The 18,744-nt window shown below is 65.4% G+C and carries 17 protein-coding genes and 1 pseudogene; 13 read left to right on the forward strand and 5 right to left on the reverse strand.

Annotated elements, in window-relative coordinates; translation table 11 throughout:
- The first annotated feature begins 72 nt into the window (after positions 1-72).
- The 3 genes from ACQCSU_RS15785 (at position 73) to sucD (ending at position 3,714) form a co-directional block, all read left to right on the forward strand.
- On the forward strand, positions 73-1,404 hold the full coding sequence (locus ACQCSU_RS15785) for a glycosyltransferase (protein WP_426976210.1): 1,332 nt from the start codon (positions 73-75) through the stop codon (positions 1,402-1,404).
- A gap of 225 nt (positions 1,405-1,629) precedes the next feature.
- Complete coding sequence (gene sucC / locus ACQCSU_RS15790) at positions 1,630-2,799, forward strand: ADP-forming succinate--CoA ligase subunit beta (RefSeq protein WP_426976211.1); 1,170 nt, start codon at positions 1,630-1,632, stop codon at positions 2,797-2,799.
- 12 nt (positions 2,800-2,811) lie between these two features.
- Entirely contained in the window at positions 2,812-3,714 is a 903-nt protein-coding gene (gene sucD, locus ACQCSU_RS15795) for a succinate--CoA ligase subunit alpha (protein ID WP_426976212.1), read from the forward strand.
- 152 nt (positions 3,715-3,866) lie between these two features.
- Here sucD and ACQCSU_RS15800 read toward each other — a convergent pair whose 3' ends face one another.
- From ACQCSU_RS15800 to ACQCSU_RS15810, 3 genes are all read right to left on the reverse strand, one after another.
- Positions 3,867-4,031 (reverse strand): hypothetical protein, encoded by a 165-nt coding sequence (locus tag ACQCSU_RS15800; RefSeq protein WP_426976213.1) that lies wholly within the window; start codon positions 4,029-4,031, stop codon positions 3,867-3,869.
- 106 nt (positions 4,032-4,137) lie between these two features.
- On the reverse strand, positions 4,138-4,650 hold the full coding sequence (locus ACQCSU_RS15805; protein ID WP_426976214.1) for an SRPBCC family protein: 513 nt from the start codon (positions 4,648-4,650) through the stop codon (positions 4,138-4,140).
- The gene (locus ACQCSU_RS15810; protein WP_426976215.1) at positions 4,647-5,012 is read right to left on the reverse strand and encodes an ArsR/SmtB family transcription factor; all 366 of its coding nucleotides are present in this window, start codon (positions 5,010-5,012) and stop codon (positions 4,647-4,649) included. Before ACQCSU_RS15810 ends, ACQCSU_RS15805 begins: the two co-directional genes overlap by 4 nt.
- Before the next feature lie 163 nt (positions 5,013-5,175).
- On the opposite strand from ACQCSU_RS15810, the gene ACQCSU_RS15815 reads away from it, so the two are divergent.
- From ACQCSU_RS15815 to ACQCSU_RS15855, 9 genes and pseudogenes are all read left to right on the forward strand, one after another.
- Complete coding sequence (locus tag ACQCSU_RS15815) at positions 5,176-5,580, forward strand: tautomerase family protein (RefSeq protein ID WP_426976216.1); 405 nt, start codon at positions 5,176-5,178, stop codon at positions 5,578-5,580.
- Between the two features lie 207 nt (positions 5,581-5,787).
- Complete coding sequence (gene iolC, locus ACQCSU_RS15820; protein ID WP_426976217.1) at positions 5,788-6,801, forward strand: 5-dehydro-2-deoxygluconokinase; 1,014 nt, start codon at positions 5,788-5,790, stop codon at positions 6,799-6,801.
- Positions 6,798-7,748, forward strand: a complete 951-nt coding sequence (locus tag ACQCSU_RS15825; protein WP_426976218.1) for a Cgl0159 family (beta/alpha)8-fold protein — start codon at positions 6,798-6,800, stop codon at positions 7,746-7,748. Before iolC ends, ACQCSU_RS15825 begins: the two co-directional genes overlap by 4 nt.
- A 39-nt stretch (positions 7,749-7,787) precedes the next feature.
- Positions 7,788-9,716 carry a 3D-(3,5/4)-trihydroxycyclohexane-1,2-dione acylhydrolase (decyclizing) gene (gene iolD, locus ACQCSU_RS15830; protein ID WP_426976219.1) on the forward strand — a complete coding sequence of 643 codons (1,929 nt, stop codon included), beginning with the start codon at positions 7,788-7,790 and terminating at the stop codon, positions 9,714-9,716.
- A gap of 35 nt (positions 9,717-9,751) precedes the next feature.
- Positions 9,752-11,260 (forward strand): annotated as a pseudogene (locus ACQCSU_RS15835) (CoA-acylating methylmalonate-semialdehyde dehydrogenase); the annotation flags it as partial.
- Positions 11,261-11,437: 177 nt separating this feature from the next.
- Positions 11,438-12,355: a sugar phosphate isomerase/epimerase family protein gene (locus ACQCSU_RS15840; RefSeq protein ID WP_426976220.1), complete on the forward strand. Its 918-nt coding sequence runs from the start codon at positions 11,438-11,440 to the stop codon at positions 12,353-12,355.
- Between the two features lie 41 nt (positions 12,356-12,396).
- Entirely contained in the window at positions 12,397-13,410 is a 1,014-nt protein-coding gene (locus ACQCSU_RS15845; RefSeq protein WP_426976221.1) for a Gfo/Idh/MocA family protein, read from the forward strand.
- A gap of 74 nt (positions 13,411-13,484) precedes the next feature.
- A complete protein-coding gene (locus ACQCSU_RS15850) occupies positions 13,485-14,357 on the forward strand; it encodes a sugar phosphate isomerase/epimerase family protein (protein ID WP_426976222.1) in 873 nt (290 codons plus the stop codon).
- A gap of 31 nt (positions 14,358-14,388) precedes the next feature.
- Positions 14,389-15,819 (forward strand): sugar porter family MFS transporter, encoded by a 1,431-nt coding sequence (locus tag ACQCSU_RS15855; RefSeq protein WP_426976223.1) that lies wholly within the window; start codon positions 14,389-14,391, stop codon positions 15,817-15,819.
- Positions 15,820-15,909: 90 nt separating this feature from the next.
- Here the strand turns inward: ACQCSU_RS15855 and ACQCSU_RS15860 are convergent, their stop codons facing one another.
- Positions 15,910-16,359, reverse strand: coding sequence for a MarR family winged helix-turn-helix transcriptional regulator (locus tag ACQCSU_RS15860; RefSeq protein WP_426976224.1), 450 nt, complete (start codon positions 16,357-16,359; stop codon positions 15,910-15,912).
- A 161-nt stretch (positions 16,360-16,520) separates the two neighbouring features.
- Here ACQCSU_RS15860 and ACQCSU_RS15865 point away from each other — a divergent pair, with 161 nt between their 5' ends.
- Positions 16,521-17,774 (forward strand): MFS transporter, encoded by a 1,254-nt coding sequence (locus ACQCSU_RS15865; RefSeq protein ID WP_426976225.1) that lies wholly within the window; start codon positions 16,521-16,523, stop codon positions 17,772-17,774.
- 33 nt (positions 17,775-17,807) lie between these two features.
- Here ACQCSU_RS15865 and iolB read toward each other — a convergent pair whose 3' ends face one another.
- Positions 17,808-18,713 carry a 5-deoxy-glucuronate isomerase gene (gene iolB, locus ACQCSU_RS15870; RefSeq protein ID WP_426976226.1) on the reverse strand — a complete coding sequence of 302 codons (906 nt, stop codon included), beginning with the start codon at positions 18,711-18,713 and terminating at the stop codon, positions 17,808-17,810.
- Positions 18,714-18,744: the final 31 nt, after the last annotated feature.

The raw sequence follows: 18,744 nt of genomic DNA on the forward strand, positions 1-18,744 counted from the left end.
CGGGGGCATACAGTCGTGGCAGATGTGCCGCGGCCGGCACCCACCCGCCGCAGGTCCCGCCAAGGAGCCCACGTGAAGATTCTGCTTGCCAGCCAGGCGATTGACGGCCACTTCAACCCGATGACCGGCATCGGCGTGCGCCTGGCCGAGGCCGGGCATGAGGTCGCGTGGTACACAGGCCCCGTGTTCAACAAGAAGCTCAGGGAGCTGGGCATCCGGCATTTTCCGTTCGACCGGGCTATTGAACACACCGCGGAAAACCTCAACGAGCTGTATCCGGAGAGAGCCAGGCTGAAAGGGCCCGCGGCCATACGGTTTGACGGCGAGCGGATTTTTGCCAGCAACGTGTCCAATTTCTTCGAGGACATCCGGGACATCCACAGCACGTTTCCGTTCGACGCTGTTGTGATGGACAGTGCAATGTTTGTCCAGCGGCTTGTTTCGACCATCCTGGGCAAATCGGTTGTCAGCTTCGTGGCTGTTGGCAACATGGAAAGCGACCCGTTGGTTCCTCCGCTGTTCTTCGGCTTCTCACCGGCGCGGACCCTTCCCCAGAAGCTGCTCCATGCGGGTGCCCGGCTTGTATCGGAACAGCTCGTCCTCAAACCCGCCCGGGTCAGTTACGTCAGGCAGCTGGAGCACTACGGCCTCCGCACCCCGAAGCGCGGGCCCATAACCGACGAACCCTACCGCTGGTCCGACGCCGTGATCCAGACGGGCACCGCGGCAATCGATTTCCCCCGCCGGAACGTCAATCCCAAGGTCCGGTACGTCGGCGCCGTGCTTCCCTACCGTGCGGACACCGAGGCCGAGGCCCCTTCGGCTGAACTTCCCCGGCACTACGCCCGCACCGTGGTGGTGACGCAGGGGACCGTGGACAACAAGGACCACGGCAAGCTCATTGTTCCGGCCATCGAGGCGCTCAAGGACACGGACGCCCTGGTTGTTGTGGCCACGGGAGGGGCCGGGACGCAGGAACTGAGGCAGCGCTACCCGCTGCCCAATATTCTGGTGGAAGACTTCGTCGACTTCGACCGGACATTCGCCTCAACGGACGTGTTCATCACCAACGGCGGCTTCGGCGGTGTGCTCCTGAGCCTGTCCCACGGGGTGCCGGTGATTGCGGCAGGAATCAATGAGGGCAAGAGCGACGTCAATGCGCGGGTTGAGTACGCCGGAGTTGGCATCAACCTGCGGACCGAGTCGCCCAGTACCGAAGCCCTCGCCGCCGCGGTGCAGAAGGTCTTCTCAGATCCCGTCTGGAGGGCGCGTGCACAGGCTATGCGCCGGCAGTTCGAAGCCGAGGACAGCGCGGGCGCCGCCCTGGAAATCATCGAAAATGCGGTCCGGGCCCACGGCAAAAAAACCACCGGGACGCCGTCAGAGGCCCCAAAAAGCCCGTAATCTAGCGGTTTTTCTACGCTCCATAGAATAGTGTCCTTACTCACATAACGGGTACTCTGGGACGGGCTTCTCCCAAGGAACGACTAGAGTTCGAAAGAGGAGCATTGCGCCGTGTGGCTCGTTTCCGAGCCAGTCGCAGGGTGCGTTTATTCCGCAGCCCGGTAACCGCGAGAACGTGGGGTCCGGCTGTACAGAAACTACTTCGACGTAGAAGGACACTAACCCGTGGACCTGTTTGAATATCAGGCGCGCGATATGTTCGAGGCGCACGGTGTACCCGTGCTTGCTGGCATCGTGGCGCACACCCCTGAAGAAGCAAAGGCAGCTGCCGAGAAAATCGGCGGCGTAACTGTCGTAAAGGCGCAGGTCAAGGCCGGAGGCCGCGGCAAGGCCGGCGGCGTCAAGGTCGCCAAGACCGCTGACGAAGCGTTCGAACACGCCACCAACATCCTCGGCATGGACATCAAGGGCCACACCGTTCACCGCGTGATGATTGCCCAGGGTGCGGACATCGCCGAAGAATACTACTTCTCCGTCCTGCTGGACCGGGCCAACCGCAACTACCTGGCCATGTGCTCGGTTGAAGGCGGCATGGAAATCGAGCAGCTCGCCGTCGAGCGTCCCGATGCCCTGGCCAAGATCGCCATCGACCCGGCCGTCGGCATCGACCAGGCCAAGGCCGACGAAATCGTCGCCGCGGCAGGCTTCGCCGAGGAACTGCGCGGCAAGGTCGCCGGCGTCATCCTGAAGCTCTGGGACGTCTTCAAGAAGGAAGACGCCACCCTCGTGGAGGTCAACCCGCTGGTCCTCACCGGTGCAGGCGACATCGTTGCCCTCGACGGCAAGGTCTCCCTCGACGAGAACGCCGGCTTCCGCCACCCCAAGCACGCCCACCTTGAAGACAAGGACGCTGCTGACCCGCTCGAGGCCAAGGCCAAGGAGCAGGACCTGAACTACGTCAAGCTGGACGGCGAAGTCGGGATCATCGGCAACGGTGCCGGGCTGGTCATGTCCACCCTCGACGTCGTCGCCTACGCCGGCGAGAACCACGGCAACGTCAAGCCCGCCAACTTCCTGGACATCGGCGGTGGAGCGTCCGCCGAGGTCATGGCCGCCGGCCTCGATGTCATCCTGGGTGACCCGCAGGTCAAGTCCGTCTTCGTCAATGTCTTCGGTGGCATCACCGCCTGTGACGCCGTGGCCAAGGGCATCGTCGGTGCACTGGCCGAACTGGGCCACTCCGCGAACAAGCCGCTGGTCGTCCGCCTCGACGGCAACAACGTCGAGGAAGGCCGCCGCATCCTGGCCGAGGCCAACCACCCGCTGGTTACCCTGGCCGCCACCATGGACGAGGGCGCCGACAAGGCTGCCGAGCTCGCCAACGCAGCGAAGTAAAGGGACCCGACTATGTCTATTTATCTGAACAAGGACTCCAAGGTCATCGTCCAGGGCATCACCGGCGGCGAAGGCACCAAGCACACCGCCCTGATGCTGAAGGCCGGCACCAACATCGTCGGTGGCGTCAACGCCCGCAAGGCCGGCAGCACGGTCGTGCACGGCGACAAGGAGATCACGGTCTTCGGCACCGTCAAGGAAGCCATCGCGGAGACCGGCGCTGACGTTTCCATCGTCTTCGTGCCGCCGGCCTTCACCAAGGACGCCGTCGTCGAGGCGATCGAGGCCGGCATCGGCCTGGTCGTCGTCATCACCGAAGGCGTCCCGGTCCAGGACTCCGCCGAGTTCTGGGCACTGGCCCAGTCCAAGGTCGATTCCGACGGCAAGCAGGTCACCCGCATCATCGGGCCGAACTGCCCCGGCATCATCACCCCGGGCGAGGCCCTCGTCGGCATCACCCCGGCCAACATCACGGGCAAGGGCCCCATCGGCCTCGTCTCCAAGTCGGGAACCCTGACCTACCAGATGATGTACGAACTGCGCGACCTCGGCTTCTCCACCGCCATCGGCATCGGCGGCGACCCGGTCATCGGCACCACCCACATCGACGCCCTCGAGGCATTCGAAGCCGATCCGGAGACCAAGGCGATTGTCATGATCGGCGAAATCGGCGGCGACGCCGAAGAACGTGCCGCCGAGTACATCAAGGCACACGTCACGAAGCCGGTTGTCGGCTACGTGGCAGGCTTCACCGCTCCGGAAGGCAAGACCATGGGCCACGCAGGCGCCATCGTCTCGGGTTCCGCGGGCACCGCACAGGCCAAGAAGGAAGCCCTTGAGGCTGCCGGCGTCAAGGTCGGCAAGACGCCGTCCGAGACCGCCACGCTCCTGCGCGAGGTCTTCGCGACCCTCTAGGTCCGAAGCACCACAGCACCACAGTACGACGGCGGCAGGTCACCATCCCCAGGGGAGGTGGCCTGCCGCCGTCGTACTTTTCCCTTAACAGTCCGTTTGCTACTGCCTGTCTTGCTGGCCGAGGAGTTCGTCCAGCTGCTCGTAGCCGGCGGCTATGCCGGCTTCCATGCCGTCAGCGAGGTACCTCGCGCGGGCCTCCACGCGTGTTGGCGGCCATCGTTGCCCTCCTGCACGAAGCGGTAGGATCCGCCCGGCCTGCAGTCGAATTCGTCCATCCGCGTGGTCAGCTCCCGCGGCCCGATCCACTGCCGGAACATCCCCGGATCGGTGTGTGCACGGAAAACGCTGCCGCCGGGAAATCAAACTCGCGTTCGGAGTCCACGAACGGCACGTTCTCCGGGACCACAAGCTTCAGCGCATTGCTCATGCTGTTACCTTCCCCGGCTGCGGGTGGCCGGTGACGGCGCCGGCCAAGAGTTCATCGAGCCGTTCGTAGCCTTCGGACAGTCCGCCTTCCATGCCGGACTGCGCCATGCCGTCCCGGGCCTCCATGCTGGGGTAGACCGCGTGGGCGGTCAGCCGGGTGCGTCCGCCGCCAAGATCCTGGAAGGTCAGAAACTCGATGCTGACCACGTCCGGGTAGCCGTCGAACTCGAAGGTCTGGATGGCGAAGTCGTTCTCACGGACCGTGTGGAAGACGCCGCTGAATCCGTAGGGGACTCCGTCCGGGCCAATGTGGTGGTAGAGGTAGCTGCCGCCGGTGCGGAAATCATAGTGGTCGATCTCCATCCGGAGCCGCCGCGGGCCGAGCCACTGGGCGACGAGCTCGGGCTCCTTGTGGGCCCGGAAGACATCGGCGACGGGAAAGTCGAACTCCCGCTCGAAATCGATGTAGGGCAGTCCCTCCGGGACAGTGACTTTCAGGGCGTTGGTCATGATGATTCGTCCTTTGCCTGCGTGCCGCGTGCCGCGGCGTTTGATTGGAGCACGGCGTCAAGGCTGCGGAACTGCCCCTCGCGGACCAGCCGGTACTGGTCGATCCATGAGGTGAGCGCCTCCAGCCGTGCAGGGTTCAGGTGGACGGGCCGGCGCTGGGCGTCACGGGTACGAGTGACCAGCTGCGCCTGCTCGAGGACCTGGATGTGTTTCGAGACCGCCTGCTTGGTGATCGCGAAAGGTTCCGCCAATTCGTTCACGGTGGCCGGACCCCGGCTGAGCCGGGCGATGATGCGGCGACGGACGGGGTCGGCGAGGGCCAGGAAGGCCGAGTCGAGCTGTTCGTCGTCGCCAGAATCCATGTGTTTCCGCGCCTCCTTGTAATCAATCGTTTCATTTATCAACCTCTTGGTTGTTAACGCTACGCCTGGCGTTCGCTATCTGCAATGGCCCGCGGCAGAAAACTCTTGCCCCACGTCTTCGTACTTTGTTAGTATGTCAGGACAAACTATGAAGGAGAAGCGAATGCCCCTCGTACGAATCGACGTCAACCAAGGCCGCAGTCCCGAGCAGCTCCGCGCGCTCAGTCAGGGCATCCACGACGCCATCTTGGCCGAATATGGCATTCCGGAGCGGGACTACTTCCATGTGCTGACCGAGCACCCCCAGGGGCAGATCTTCGCCCAGGACGCCGGCCTCGGATTCGAGCGCACGCCGGATGTGGTGATGATCCAGATCTTCACGCAGGGCGGACGCGGCCGGGAGTCCAAGCAGTCCCTGTTTGCTGCCATTGCCGGGAAGCTGGCGGCCATGGGTGTCGGCGGCGAGGATGTGTTCATCGGCTATGTCGAGAACAGTGCGGAGGACTGGTCCTTTGGTTTTGGCCGCGCCCAGTATGTCACCGGCGAGCTGGCCGTCCCCAAGAAATAGAACCCGGGTTCGCCTCCCGGAACGCCTGGCTTCGGCACCATGTGGGGACCGCATGGCAAGTTGTAAATATGTCAGTACAAACCTTTGACAGGACATGAATTCTAGGGCAAAGTAGTGGATGTGTCCCGGCTCACGCCGGCCCGCAAAGCACCGAAGCCCCAGCTGTGTAGAGGTACAGAGTTCAAACGAGAAAGGTCCACGATCACCGTGACCCACGAACTGCTCACGATCGGGCGCATCAGCGTTGATATCTACCCGAATGACATCGGGGTGGATCTGGAGGATGTCACGTCCTTCGGAAAGTACCTGGGGGGATCCCCGTCCAATGTGGCTGTTGCCGCTGCCCGGCATGGCCGCCGGACCGGAGTGATCACCCGCACCGGCGATGACCCTTTCGGCAACTATCTGCACCGCGAACTGCGTAAGTTCAGCGTGGACGATTCCTTCGTCACCGCGGTGCAGGAATGGCCCACTCCGGTCACCTTCTGCGCGATCAAGCCGCCGGAAGACTTCCCGCTCTACTTCTACCGTTTCCCCACCGCGCCGGATCTGCAGATCAAGGCCGAAGAACTGGACCTCGAGGCTATCCGGGTCGCCGGAATCTTCTGGTCCACCGTGACCGGCCTGTGCCAGGAGCCGAGCCGCGAGGCGCACCTCAAGGCCCATGAAGCGCGGCCCCGCACCGGCCTGAAGCAGGGGCAGTACACCATCCTGGACCTCGACTACCGCCCCATGTTCTGGGCCTCCGAAGAGGAAGCCCGCGCCCAGGTTGCCAAGATCCTCCCGCATGTCACCGTCGCTATCGGGAATGACAAAGAGTGCGCGGTCGCTGTCGGCGAAGGCACCCCCGACGAGCAGGCAGACCGACTCCTGGCCGCCGGCGTGGAAATCGCCGTCGTCAAACTCGGCCCCGAAGGCGTGATGGCCAAGACCCGCACCGAGCGTGTTGTATCCGCCCCCGTCCCGGTGGAGACCGTCAACGGCCTGGGCGCCGGCGATTCCTTCGGCGGAGCCTTCTGCCACGGCCTGCTGTCCGGCTGGCCGCTGGCCGAGGTCCTGGATTTCGCCAACGCGGCAGGCGCCATTGTGGCGTCCCGTCTGTCCTGCGCCGATGCCATGCCGACGCCGGAAGAGGTCACCTCGCTGCTGGCCGAGCGCGGCCGTATGGCTCCGGGCCGGTTTCTTCCCGGCCACTATGCCCCCGAAGGAGCAGCACTGTGACTCGCGACCCCGCCTCCTCAACAACGACGCCGTCAACCACCACGGTGGATGACGATCCCCGCCGCTACGCGCACCTGAGCACCATCCGCCTGGAGGATCCGGACGCAATCGCGCGGGCGGCGAAGGCCCGCCGCCGCCATCCCGGCCCCAAGTACGGCCGGCAGAACTTCATTGTTGCCGCCGACCACCCGGCCCGCGGCGCCCTCGCGGTCGGCGACGACCCGGTGGCGATGGCGGACCGCCGCCAGCTCCTGGATCGTCTGCAGATCGCCCTCGCCAACCCGGACGTGGACGGAATCCTCGCGTCCACGGACATCATGGATGACCTGCTGCTGCTCGGGGCGCTCGACGGCAAGCTCCTCTTCGGCTCGATGAACCGCGGCGGCCTCTCCGGCCTGGTCAACGAGTTCGACGACCGCTTCACGGGCCACACTGCCGCCGCCCTGGAAGCGCTGGGGGCCGACGGCGGCAAGATGCTCACGCGCATCTGCCTCGGCGACCCGGACACGGTGGCCACCCTCGAAGCCACCGCCAAAGCGATCGATTCGCTCGCCGAACGCAAGCTCATCGCCATGGTGGAACCCTTCCTCTCCGTGCGGGAACACGGCAAGGTCCGCAACGACCTTTCAACCAATGCGGTGATCAAGTCAGTTGCCATCGCGGAGGGGCTCGGCTCCACGAGCGCGTACACCTGGATGAAGCTGCCGGTGGTGGCCGACATGGAGCGCGTCATGGCGGCCACCACCATGCCGACCGTGCTGCTGGGCGGGGACCCGGACAGCACCCAGGACGAGGTCTTCGCCAGCTGGGAGGCCGCTTTGGCCCTCCCCGGTGTCCAGGGCCTCACCGTGGGCCGGACCCTCCTGTATCCGCAGGACGGCGACGTCGCCGGCGCCGTGGCAACCGCAGCCTCCCTCCTTAACCGCACCGCAGAAGCATCGGAGTAACTACCCATGGGAATGAGATCTGCATCAGGAACACGCAGAATGACGGTCGCCCAGGCCGTCGTCGAATACCTGTCCAGGCAGTACACCGTTGACACGATCGGAGGCCTGGACTACCGCGAGCGGCTGATCCCGGGCAGCTTCGGCATCTTCGGCCACGGCAACGTCGCCGGCGTCGGCCAGGCCCTCAAGCAGTACCAGCAGCTCGATCCGAAGATCATGCCGTACTACCAGGGCCGGAATGAACAGGCACAGGTCCACCAGGCCGTGGGCTACGCACGCCACACCCGGCGCCGCCAGACGTTCGCGATCAGCACCTCGATCGGCCCTGGTTCGACCAACCTGCTCACCGGTGCGGCGCTGGCCACCACCAACCGCCTGCCCGTGCTGCTGCTTCCCAGCGACACCTTCGCCACCCGCGCCGCCGACCCCGTGCTGCAGCAGCTGGAACGCCCGGATGCCTATGACGTAACCGTCAACGACGCCTTCCGCCCGTTGTCCCGCTTCTTCGACCGCGTCACCCGCCCGGAACAGCTGTTCTCCGCGTTCCACCACGGGCTGCGCGTGCTGACGGACCCGGCCGAGACCGGCGCGGTCACCATCTCGCTGCCCCAGGACGTCCAGGCCGAGGCCTTCGACGTGCCCGAGGAATTCCTCGCCGAACGCGAATGGCGGATCCGCCGCCCGGACGCCGACGACGAGGATATCGGCCGCGCCGCCGAGGCCATCCGTGCCGCGAAGCGCCCGCTCATCATCGCCGGCGGCGGTGTGCTCTATGCCTACGCCAACGAGGAACTGGCCAGGTTCGTGGAGCTGACCGGCATCCCGGTGGGCAACACCCAGGCCGGGGTGGGCGTCCTGCCCTGGGACCACCCGTTCTCCCTCGGTGCCATCGGCTCAACCGGCACGACGGCGGCCAACACCATCGCCGCGGAAGCGGACCTGATCATCGGCATCGGCACGCGCTACGAGGACTTCACCACCGCGTCCCGGACGGCATTCCAGAACCCGGACGTGAAGTTCATCAACATCAACGTCGCCCCGCTCGACGCCTACAAGCACGGCACGTCTCTGCCGATCGTCGCGGACGCCCGCAAGGCGCTCATCAAGCTGAACCAGGCCCTCGGCGGCTACCGGATCGGCGCGGACCTGGAACAGCAGATCGCAGCCGAAAAGACCCGGTGGAACGCGACGGTCGACGAAGCCTTCGACACCCGCTTCACGCCGCTGCCGGCCCAGAACGAGATCATAGGCGCCACGAACCGGGCCATGGACGCCCAGGACGTCGTCATCTGCGCCGCCGGATCCCTCCCCGGTGACCTGCACAAGATGTGGCGCGTCCGCGACCCCTTCGGCTACCACGTCGAATATGCCTACTCCTGCATGGGCTACGAAATCCCCGGCGGCCTCGGCGTCAAGCGCGCGGCGCTGGCCGAAGCCGCAGCGGGCGGCAAGCAGCGCGACGTCGTCGTTATGGTGGGGGATGGCTCCTACCTCATGATGCACACCGAGCTGGTCACCGCCGTCGCCGAACGGATCAAACTGATCGTGGTCCTGATCCAGAACCACGGCTACGCCTCCATCGGCTCGCTCTCCGAGTCCCTGGGCTCCCAGCGCTTCGGCACCCAGTACCGCGCGCTGGATGAGGAGCACCACAGCTTCGACGAAGGCGAAAGGCTCCCCGTGGACCTCGCCCTGAATGCCGAAAGCCTCGGCGTGAAGGTGATCCGGATCGAACCGGGGGAGAAGGTCATCGCCGAGCTCGAACAGGCCATCCGCGACGCCAAGGCTGCGCCGGAAAAGGGCGGCCCGATCGTCATCCACGTCGAATCCGATCCGCTGCTGGATGCCCCCGGCTCCGAGTCCTGGTGGGACGTTCCTGTCTCCCAGGTCTCCGAGCTCGAATCCACCCAGCAAGCCTTCAAGACCTACACCGACCACAAGAACCGCCAGCGCAAGCTGCTGGGCTGAACCCCTTCAGTAACAGACCAAGGAAGTCCATTATTATGTCGACGACGACCACCACTAAGACCATCCCACACTTCATCAACGGCGTTGAGACCGCCGGCGTTGGCGACCGCACCCAGCCCGTCTACAACCCGGCCACCGGCGCCGTCACCGCAGAGCTGCGGCTGGCCAACCGGGAAGACCTGGACGCCACCGTCGCCGCCGCCCGCGCCGCCGCCGACTCCTGGGGCGACATCTCCCTGGCCAAGCGCACCGCCGTCCTATTCAAGTTTCGCGAGCTGGTTGCAGCGCATATTGACGAGCTGGCCGAGCTGATCACGGCCGAGCACGGCAAGGTGCTCTCCGATGCCAAGGGCGAGATCGGCCGCGGCCTCGAGGTCATCGAGTTCGCCTGCGGCATTCCGCAGCTGCTCAAGGGTGACTACTCGGACCAGGTCTCCACCGGGATTGATGTCTTCTCGTTCCGCGAACCGCTGGGCGTCGTTGCGGGCATCACCCCGTTCAACTTCCCGGTCATGGTGCCGCTGTGGATGGCGCCGATGGCCATCGCCACGGGCAACGCCTTCATCCTCAAGCCCTCCGAGCGCGATCCGTCCGCCTCCATGCTGCTGGCAAAGCTGTGGAAGCAGGCAGGCCTGCCCGACGGCGTCTTCCAGGTCCTGCATGGCGACAAGGAAACGGTGGAGGGTCTGCTGACCCACCCGGACGTGGACGGCATCTCCTTCGTCGGCTCCACCCCGATCGCCAAGTACGTGCACGAGACCGCCACGGCGCACGGCAAGCGCGTCCAGGCCCTCGGCGGGGCGAAGAACCACGCGATCATCATGCCCGACGCCGATCTCGACAGCGCCGCGGACCACCTGGCCGCCGCCGCCTTCGGTTCTGCCGGCGAACGCTGCATGGCCATCTCGGTGGCCGTCGCCGTCGGCGACGCCGCCGACCTGCTGGTCAAGAAGGTCGAGGAGCGCGCCCTGGCCGTCGAGGTCGACAACGGCACCGCCCCCGGCGCCGAAATGGGCCCGGTCATCACCCCGGCCTCCAGGGACCGCATCGTGAAGATCGTCTCCGAAGCCGAAGCCGCCGGCGCCGCCATGGTCGTGGACGGCCGCGACCTCGTCGTCCCCGGCCACGAGGACGGCTTCTGGGTCGGCCCCACCGTCGTGGACCACGTCACGACCGGGATGACCGCCTACACCGAGGAAATCTTCGGACCCGTCCTCGTGGTGGTCCGCGTCGAGGACCTGGATGCCGGGATCGCCCTGATCAACGCCAACCCGTACGGCAACGGCACCGCCATCTTCACCTCCTCCGGCGCCCACGCCCGCAAGTTCCAGCGCTCCGTCACCGTGGGCATGATCGGCATCAACGTGCCGCTGCCCGTCCCGGTGGCGTACCACTCCTTCGGCGGCTGGAAGGCCTCCCTCTTCGGCGACAAGCACATCTACGGACCCGAAGGCGTCTCCTTCTACACCCGCGGCAAGGTGGTCACCTCACGCTGGCCCGACCCCACCCACGCCTCCGGCGCCTCCTACAACTTCCCGTCCCACGCCGACGACAGCCACGCGGTGCGCCACGACGGCATCGCCGAGGGCCTCCCTGACGAGTTGCGTCACGGAGAGGACGCGGTTCCGGGACGCGCCGATGACGACACCGAAGGCCGCGGGCGGCGCGACTAACCACCGACCACCGACCACCCAAGCTCGCAAGAGAAAGACAACGCTGTCATGACTGAAGTAGAGAACAAGCTGATCATCGGCACCGCGCCGGACTCCTGGGGCGTCTGGTTCGCTGATGACCCGAAGCAGACCCCGTGGGAGCGGTTCCTCGACGAAGTGGCCGAATCCGGCTACAAATGGATCGAACTCGGCCCGTACGGCTACCTGCCGAACGATCCCACCCGGCTGGCCGAGGAGCTCAAGGCCCGCGACCTGAAGGTCACCGCGGGAACGGTTTTCACGGCGTTCCACCGCGGTCTGGACCAGTGGGAGACCGCCTGGGAGCCGGCCCGCAAGGTTGCGGAGCTCACGGCGGCAATGGGCGGCGAGCACATCGTGGTCATCCCTGCCATGTGGCGCGATGACGTCACCGGCGAGGCCGTGGAAAGCGGCGAGCTCACCGGTCAGGCGTGGAACGACCTTTTCGCCGGCCACAACCGCCTCGGCAAGACCCTGCTGGAGGACTTCGGCCTGAAGCAGCAGTTCCACTCCCACGCGGATTCGCACGTCGGAGCGCAAGAGGACATCGAGACCCTACTCGCCGCCACAGACTCGAAGTACCTCAACCTCTGCCTGGACACCGGCCACGCCGAATACTGCGGCGCCTCCAGCCTGGAGCTGATCAAGAACTACCCCGACCGGATCGGGTACCTGCACCTCAAGCAGATCAACCCGGACATCCTCAAAAAGGTCAACGAGGAGAACATGACCTGGGCCGCTGCAAACCTGGCCGGCGTCATGACCGAACCGCCGAACGGACTGCCGGACCTGCGCGCCGTCATCGAAGCCGTCGAGGCGCTGGACCGGCCGATCTTTGGCATCGTGGAACAGGACATGTACCCCGTAGCGTTCGACGTCCCCATGCCGATCGCCAAGCGCACCCGCAATTACCTGCTCTCCTGCGGCTCCCGCACCGCGGTCCGCTGACCAAGCACCCCGAGAACCTCCAAACATCGAAGGACAGAACAATGACTGAATCACTCCGCGTCGCCGTCATCGGTGCAGGCCGCATGGGCGCCGACCACATCCAGCGCCTCAACAAGCGCATCCACGGCGCTGAAGTCGCCGCCGTCGTCGACGTTGACCTTGCCCGCGCCCAGGCAGCCATCGAAGGCATTCCGGGCGCCGTCGCCCTGGCCGACGCTGAGGAAGCGCTCAACAACGGCGACGTCAATGCTGTGCTGATCGCCACCCCGGGCTTCCTGCACGAAGACATCCTGCTCAAGGCAATCGCCAAAGACATCCCTATCCTGTGCGAAAAGCCGCTGACTCCGGATGCAGAAACGGCCTGGAAGATCGTCCAGGCAGAGGAACAGCTGGGCCACCAGCGCATCCAGGTGGGCTTCATGCGCCGCTTCGACGCCGAATACGCCGCCCTGGGCAAAATCATCCGCGACTCCGAACTCGGCGAGCTGCTCATGTTGCACCACCAGCACCGCAACCCCAGCACGCCGGCCGGCTTCACCAACGAGATGCTGATCAACGATTCAGTGGTCCACGAATTCGACGCGATCCGCTTCTTCACGGGCGAGGAAATCACCAGCGTCCAGGTCCGCCTGGGCAAGGCCACCAGGAACGCCCCGGCCGGCCAGCACGACCCGCAGCACGTCCTGATCGAGACCGAGTCCGGCGTCCTAGCCGACGTCGAGATCTACGTCAACGCCAAGTTCGGCTACGAAGTCGGCACCCAGGCCTCGTTCGAAGACGGCATCGTCAGCATCGGCGGGGACAAGGGACCCTACACCCGCAGCGCCGGCCGCTGGGGCGGCACCGTCACCCCCGGCTTCGAGGAGCGCTTCGGCGCGGCGTACGACGTCGAAATCCAGTCGTGGGTGGACGCTGCACGCCGCGGCGAAATCGGCGGCCCGACCGCCTGGGACGGCTACGCCACCGCCGCCTGCTGTGAAGCCGGTGTGGAAGCGCAGAAGAACGGCCAGAAGGTTGCAGTAGTCCTGAACGCCAAGCCGGCCCTGTACCGCTAAGGAACATAGGGAGGGGCGGAAGCGATTCCGCCCCTCCCACGATTGCCCGCCTGACCCACAATGGAGTGACCACCGTGAAAATTGCGCTCGACCCCACGCCGTTCCACCACAGCCACAGCCTGCTGGAGTTCCCCCAGCTGGTGGCCGACCTCGGGTACAAGTACATGCAGCTGACGCCGCACCCGGACTTCATCCCGTTCTTCAACCACCCCAAGGCGGACGACGCCCTCGTCCGCCAGCTGAAAAATGCGTGCACTGATGCAGGCATTGAGATCGCCTCCGTGCTGCCGGTGCTGCGCTGGTCCGGCCCGGACGAGGACGCCCGCGAAGCCGCGGTCCGCTACTGGAAGCGAGCCATCCAGATCACCGTGGACCTGGGGGTCCGGCAGATTAACACCGAGTTCAACGGCCGCCCCGAGAGGGCGGAGGAATCCGAGCGGGCCTTTTACCGGTCTATGGAGGAGCTGCTGCCGATCATCGAGCGCGAGGACCTGCACGTGGCCATCGACCCGCACCCGGACGACTTTGTAGAGCAGGGCGTGGCCGCCCTGCGCGTGATACGCGGCGTCAACTCGCCGAACATCGGCATGGTCTACGTGGCCTCGCACACGTTCCACATGCAGGATGACCCGGAGGCGATCATGCAGGCGGCCGGGAACCGGCTTCGTGTGGTCCACGTATCCGACACCCTGAACCACCATGCCTCCCATGGCCTCCGCTACATCACCAATCCGCCAGGCAACGCCGTGCGCGTACACCAGCACTTGAGGCTCGGGGACGGCGACGTGGACTGGGACGAGTTCTTCGGGTGCCTGTCGGAAAACGGGTTCCTTGACCGGGACGACTCGGTCATGGTCTCCAGCGTTTTTGCCGAGGACGACAACGCCCGGGAGGTATCCCGGTTCCAGCTGAACACCATCAAGGAATACGTCTCAAGCGTCCAATAGCGGCTGAGCTCTTCAACCCCCTAAAGGAACCATGACGAATTTACCCCTCCTGGAGACCGCGGCTCCGGCCCAAAAAACCGCGGCGAACCCCAAGAAATTCATGCGCCGCGTGGCGCTCTTCTCCACCTTTGGTGGGCTGCTGTTCGGCTACGACACCGGCGTCATCAACGGTGCCTTGCCGTTCATGCAGCGCGATCTGGGCCTGACGCCGCTCACTGAAGGGCTGGTCACATCGACTCTCCTGTTCGGGGCGGCTTTCGGCGCCATCGGTTCCGGCCGGCTGTCTGACCGGTTCGGCCGCCGCAAGACCATCATGGGCCTCGCTCTGATCTTTGCCGTGGCCACCATTGCCTGTTCATTCGCGCCAAGTACGGAGTGGCTCATTGCAGCCCGTACCTTGCTGGGTCTGGCGGTCGGCGGGGCGTCCGTCACTGTCCCGGTCTATCTGGCCGAAATGTCACCGGCTGCCCAACGCGGGCGGATCGTCACGCAGAACGAGCTCATGATTGTCACGGGCCAGTTCCTGGCCTTTACCTTCAACGCAGTGCTGGGAAATGCCTTCCCGGAGTCGATGCACGTGTGGCGCTGGATGCTCGTCATCGCCACGTTGCCTGCCGTTATCCTGTGGTTCGGAATGCTGGTGCTGCCGGAGAGCCCCCGCTGGCTGGCCGCGGCAGGCCGGTTCGGCGAGGTCATGGCTGTTCTGCGCAGCACTCGCGCAGCGGGTGACATCTCGAACGAGTTCGACGAAGTACGGCAGGCTGCCCGCGAGGACTACAAGTCGAAACTGGGAACAGTCAAGGATCTGACAGTCCCATGGATCCGCCGGATCTTTGTGGTGGGGCTGGGCATGGCCGTGATCAATCAGATCAGCGGCGTCAACGCCATCATGTACTACGGCACCACGATTCTGTCCTCGTCCGGATTCGGCGATCAGGGGGCGCTGCTGGCGAATGTACTCAATGGCATCACCTCCGTAGTGGCCGTCATTGTGGGCATGTACCTGATGACCAGAATTGCCCGCAAGTCCATGCTCATCTTCGGCCTGAGCGGCACCGCGACCTCACTGCTCGCCATTGCCATCATTTCCCTTGCCGTCCCGGAAGGGCTCCTTCGCGCTTACCTGGTGCTGCTCTTTATGGTGACGTTCCTGGCTTCCATGCAGGCCTGCATCGGCACGGTGACGTGGCTGACCATGTCCGAAATCTTCCCGCTCCACGTGCGTGGCGTGGCCATGGGGATCTGCGTGTTTGTGCTCTGGATGATCAACTTCCTGATCGGGTTCTTCTTCCCTCAGATGGTTTCGTGGATCGGCATCTCCGCAACGTTCATGATCTTTGTTGTTCTCCAGGCCTGTGCCATCGTCTGGGTCAAGCGGGTGGTTCCCGAAACCAAGGGCAAGAGCCTTGAAGAGTTGGAACACCATTTCAAGGAAGCGGCCGGAGTCAGGACCGCAGCTTAGGCGGAGTCCGCCGGCACGGTAAGTGCGGGGAAGGGCTCCCGGTCAGTCGGCGGGAGCCTTTTTGATGTCCTTCCGGAATGCGCTGCTGCGCTAGACGCCGGCGTGCAGCCGGGGGAGCGCGTCCACCAGCGGCGCCAGTTCCGGCACCTCCTGGGCCTCGGCCAGGGCGCGCTCCAGCGTGGCGTCGTGGATGGGGCGGACCTCTTCCAGCAGCTTGATTCCGCTGGGCGTGAGCTCGGTGTAGATCCCGCGGCGGTCGTCAGCGCACAGGATCCGGGTCAGCAGGCCGCGGTCCTCGAGCCGGTTGACCAGCCGCGTGGTGGCGCTGGCGCTCAGCGCCGTGGCGCGGGCCAGCTGCTGCATCCGCATGTGCCAGCCGTCCTGGCGGCTCAGCGCATCCAGCACGGTGTATTCCACCACTGACAACTGAGCCTCCGCCTGCAGCGAGCGCTCCAGCTCCGACTCGATCAGCCCGTGCAAGGCCGCCAGCGTCCGCCAGCCTTGCGCCCGGACTTCGACGGCGTCGTCCTTGATGCCCATCTGTTGTTCCCTTCAATCAGCCTGCTCCGCCGCGAAAGGCGGACACTCCACATAATAGTTGCTTGCGCGCTGTATCTGCTTGTGCAACAATAAATAACGCGTCTGCAACTAATAGCTTACGCCTCGTATTACTTTCCGTACAGTTTTGAAGGAGCTCTTCCATGCCTATTGGCCTGATAGCACTCGCCCTCGGCGGGTTCGGGATCGGACTCACCGAGTTCGTCATCATGGGCCTGCTGCCCGAGGTGGCCGCAGACTTCCAGGTCAGCGAGGCTACGGCGGGCTGGCTCATCTCCGGCTACGCGCTCGCCGTCGTCGTGGGTGCACTGCTCCTGACTGCCGCCGTGACGCGCTTCGAGCGCAAGCCCGTGCTGGCCCTACTGATGGTGCTGTTCATTGTCGGCAACCTGGTCTCCGCCATCGCGCCCGACTATGGGCTGATGATGCTCGGCCGCATCATCGCGGCGCTCGCGCACGGCGCCTTCTTCGGCATCGGCGCCGTGGTTGCCGCCAGTATGGTGGCCCCCACCAAAAAGGCCGGCGCCATCGCCATCATGTTCACCGGGCTGACGGCGGCCAACGTCCTGGGCGTTCCGTTCGGCACCATGCTGGGCCAGGCCGCAGGCTGGCGGTCCACCTTCTGGGCGATCACGGGCATCGGCGTCCTTGCGCTGGTGGGCATCCTGGCAATGGTCCCCAAAACGGGGTCCGCGGACGCCGCCGGTTCTGCCGCTGGTTCTGCCTCTGGACTCCGCGGGGAGCTCCGCGCCTTCCGGTCGGGCCAGGTCTGGTTCTCCATTCTGGTCACCATTCTCGGCTATGGCGGCATGTTCGGCGCCTTCACCTACATCGCGTTCACGCTCACCGAGGTCACCGGATTCGCCGCGTCCACCGTGCCGTGGCTGCTGATCCTCTTCGGCGTCGGACTCTTCATCGGCAACACTGTCGGCGGCAAGGCCGCGGACAAGAATGTGGACCGCACCCTGCTGGTGGCTCTCGCCGCCCTCGTGGCGGTGCTCGTGGTCTTCGCGCTGACCTCCAGCAACCAGCCGATGACCATCGCGTCCATGGTGCTGCTGGGCGGGTTCGGGTTCGCCACCGTTCCGGGGCTACAGATGCGCGTCATGAAGTACGCCAACAGCGCGCCCACCCTCGCCTCCGGCGCCAACATCGGCGCCTTCAACGTGGGCAACGCCCTCGGCGCCTGGCTGGGCGGCGTGACCATCACCGCCGGCCTCGGCTACACCTCGCCGATCTGGGCAGGTGCAGGCATCACCCTGCTGGGCATTGGCGTGATGGCGTTCGCAGCCGCTCATGCCAAGCGGAACGACGCCGGACGCACCGAAGGTCCCCGACCCACCGACGCCGCCACGGCTGACAGCCAGCAGGACAGCACCGAACTGCAGCCGGCCTGACTTCTGCGTTCGGACTGCCTCGGGACTAGGACCCTACCCGGCGAACGGCAGCCGGGGGTCCACGTCCTGTCCCGCCCAGGTCTGCCGGACCCAGCCGTGGTGCGGGTCGTCGCTGATAAGCCAGTCGCGGACACGGCCGGGCCCGGCCATGACGTTGAGGTAGTACATGTCGTAGCCGGGTGCGGCCATTGCCGGTCCGTGCCAGCCGTAGGGGACCAGGACAACGTCACCGGTGCGCACCTCGGCCGAGACATCGATGGGGCGTTCGTCGGAGGCATAGACCCGCTGGTATCCGATGGCATCCGCGTCCGGCGCGGGGCCCGCAGCGGGGCCTGCCAAGCTGGTCACCCGGGTTTCGAAGTAGTAGATCTCCTCCAGGCGGGTCTCGCCGTCTTTTTCTTCGTCGTGCTTATGCGGCGGATAGGAGGACCAGTTGCCGGCTGGAGTGAGCACTTCGCACACGATGAACCGGTCGGCCTCGAGAGCAGCTGGTGTTCCGAAGTTGTGGACCTGGCGGGAGCAGTTCCCGGCGCCGCGCAATTCAACGGGGGTCTCCGCGGCGGTGACCAGCCGCGTGGGGTACGAAACCTTTGCCGGAGCGGTGGCAATTGCCACCCTCCCGCCGTCGGACGAGCTGACGGTGACGGCCTTGCCCGTGCCGGAGTAGAGCACATCGGTGGGGCCGCTGAACACACTGGCCCGGCCCGCGAGCGGGAACTCCTGGCCATCAACTGTCGCCTCGAAGGCTCCGCTGAGCGGGATCACTATCCGTTCCTCGCCGGTTGCGGGGAGTTCGACGGCGGCTCCGGGAGCCAGTGTGGCCACCTTCAGCCCTGTGTGTGCCCACCCTTTCACCTCGAGGGTGGAGTCTGCCGTCCCCAGCGAAACGTCCCAGCAACCTTCGGCTGCAGTTCCCAGCGGATATACCCAGTCGGCCATGGATTTACTCTTTCGGTAGGCATGTCCGGCG

It is taken from the genome of Pseudarthrobacter sp. O4, assembly GCF_050157025.1.
Classification (GTDB): domain Bacteria; phylum Actinomycetota; class Actinomycetes; order Actinomycetales; family Micrococcaceae; genus Arthrobacter.

What these genes read in the sequence shown, in the direction of transcription:
- sucD (WP_426976212.1), top strand. Translation starts at nt 2,812, where the DNA reads ATGTCTATTTATCTGAACAAGGACTCCAAGGTCATCGTCCAGGGCATC.
- ACQCSU_RS15800 (WP_426976213.1), bottom strand. Translation starts at nt 4,031, where the DNA reads ATGTTCCGGCAGTGGATCGGGCCGCGGGAGCTGACCACGCGGATGGAC.
- ACQCSU_RS15805 (WP_426976214.1), bottom strand. Translation starts at nt 4,650, where the DNA reads ATGACCAACGCCCTGAAAGTCACTGTCCCGGAGGGACTGCCCTACATC.
- ACQCSU_RS15810 (WP_426976215.1), bottom strand. Translation starts at nt 5,012, where the DNA reads ATGGATTCTGGCGACGACGAACAGCTCGACTCGGCCTTCCTGGCCCTC.
- ACQCSU_RS15815 (WP_426976216.1), top strand. Translation starts at nt 5,176, where the DNA reads ATGCCCCTCGTACGAATCGACGTCAACCAAGGCCGCAGTCCCGAGCAG.
- iolD (WP_426976219.1), top strand. Translation starts at nt 7,788, where the DNA reads ATGACGGTCGCCCAGGCCGTCGTCGAATACCTGTCCAGGCAGTACACC.
- ACQCSU_RS15840 (WP_426976220.1), top strand. Translation starts at nt 11,438, where the DNA reads ATGACTGAAGTAGAGAACAAGCTGATCATCGGCACCGCGCCGGACTCC.
- ACQCSU_RS15845 (WP_426976221.1), top strand. Translation starts at nt 12,397, where the DNA reads ATGACTGAATCACTCCGCGTCGCCGTCATCGGTGCAGGCCGCATGGGC.
- ACQCSU_RS15855 (WP_426976223.1), top strand. Translation starts at nt 14,389, where the DNA reads ATGACGAATTTACCCCTCCTGGAGACCGCGGCTCCGGCCCAAAAAACC.
- ACQCSU_RS15860 (WP_426976224.1), bottom strand. Translation starts at nt 16,359, where the DNA reads ATGGGCATCAAGGACGACGCCGTCGAAGTCCGGGCGCAAGGCTGGCGG.
- ACQCSU_RS15865 (WP_426976225.1), top strand. Translation starts at nt 16,521, where the DNA reads ATGCCTATTGGCCTGATAGCACTCGCCCTCGGCGGGTTCGGGATCGGA.
- iolB (WP_426976226.1), bottom strand. Translation starts at nt 18,713, where the DNA reads ATGGCCGACTGGGTATATCCGCTGGGAACTGCAGCCGAAGGTTGCTGG.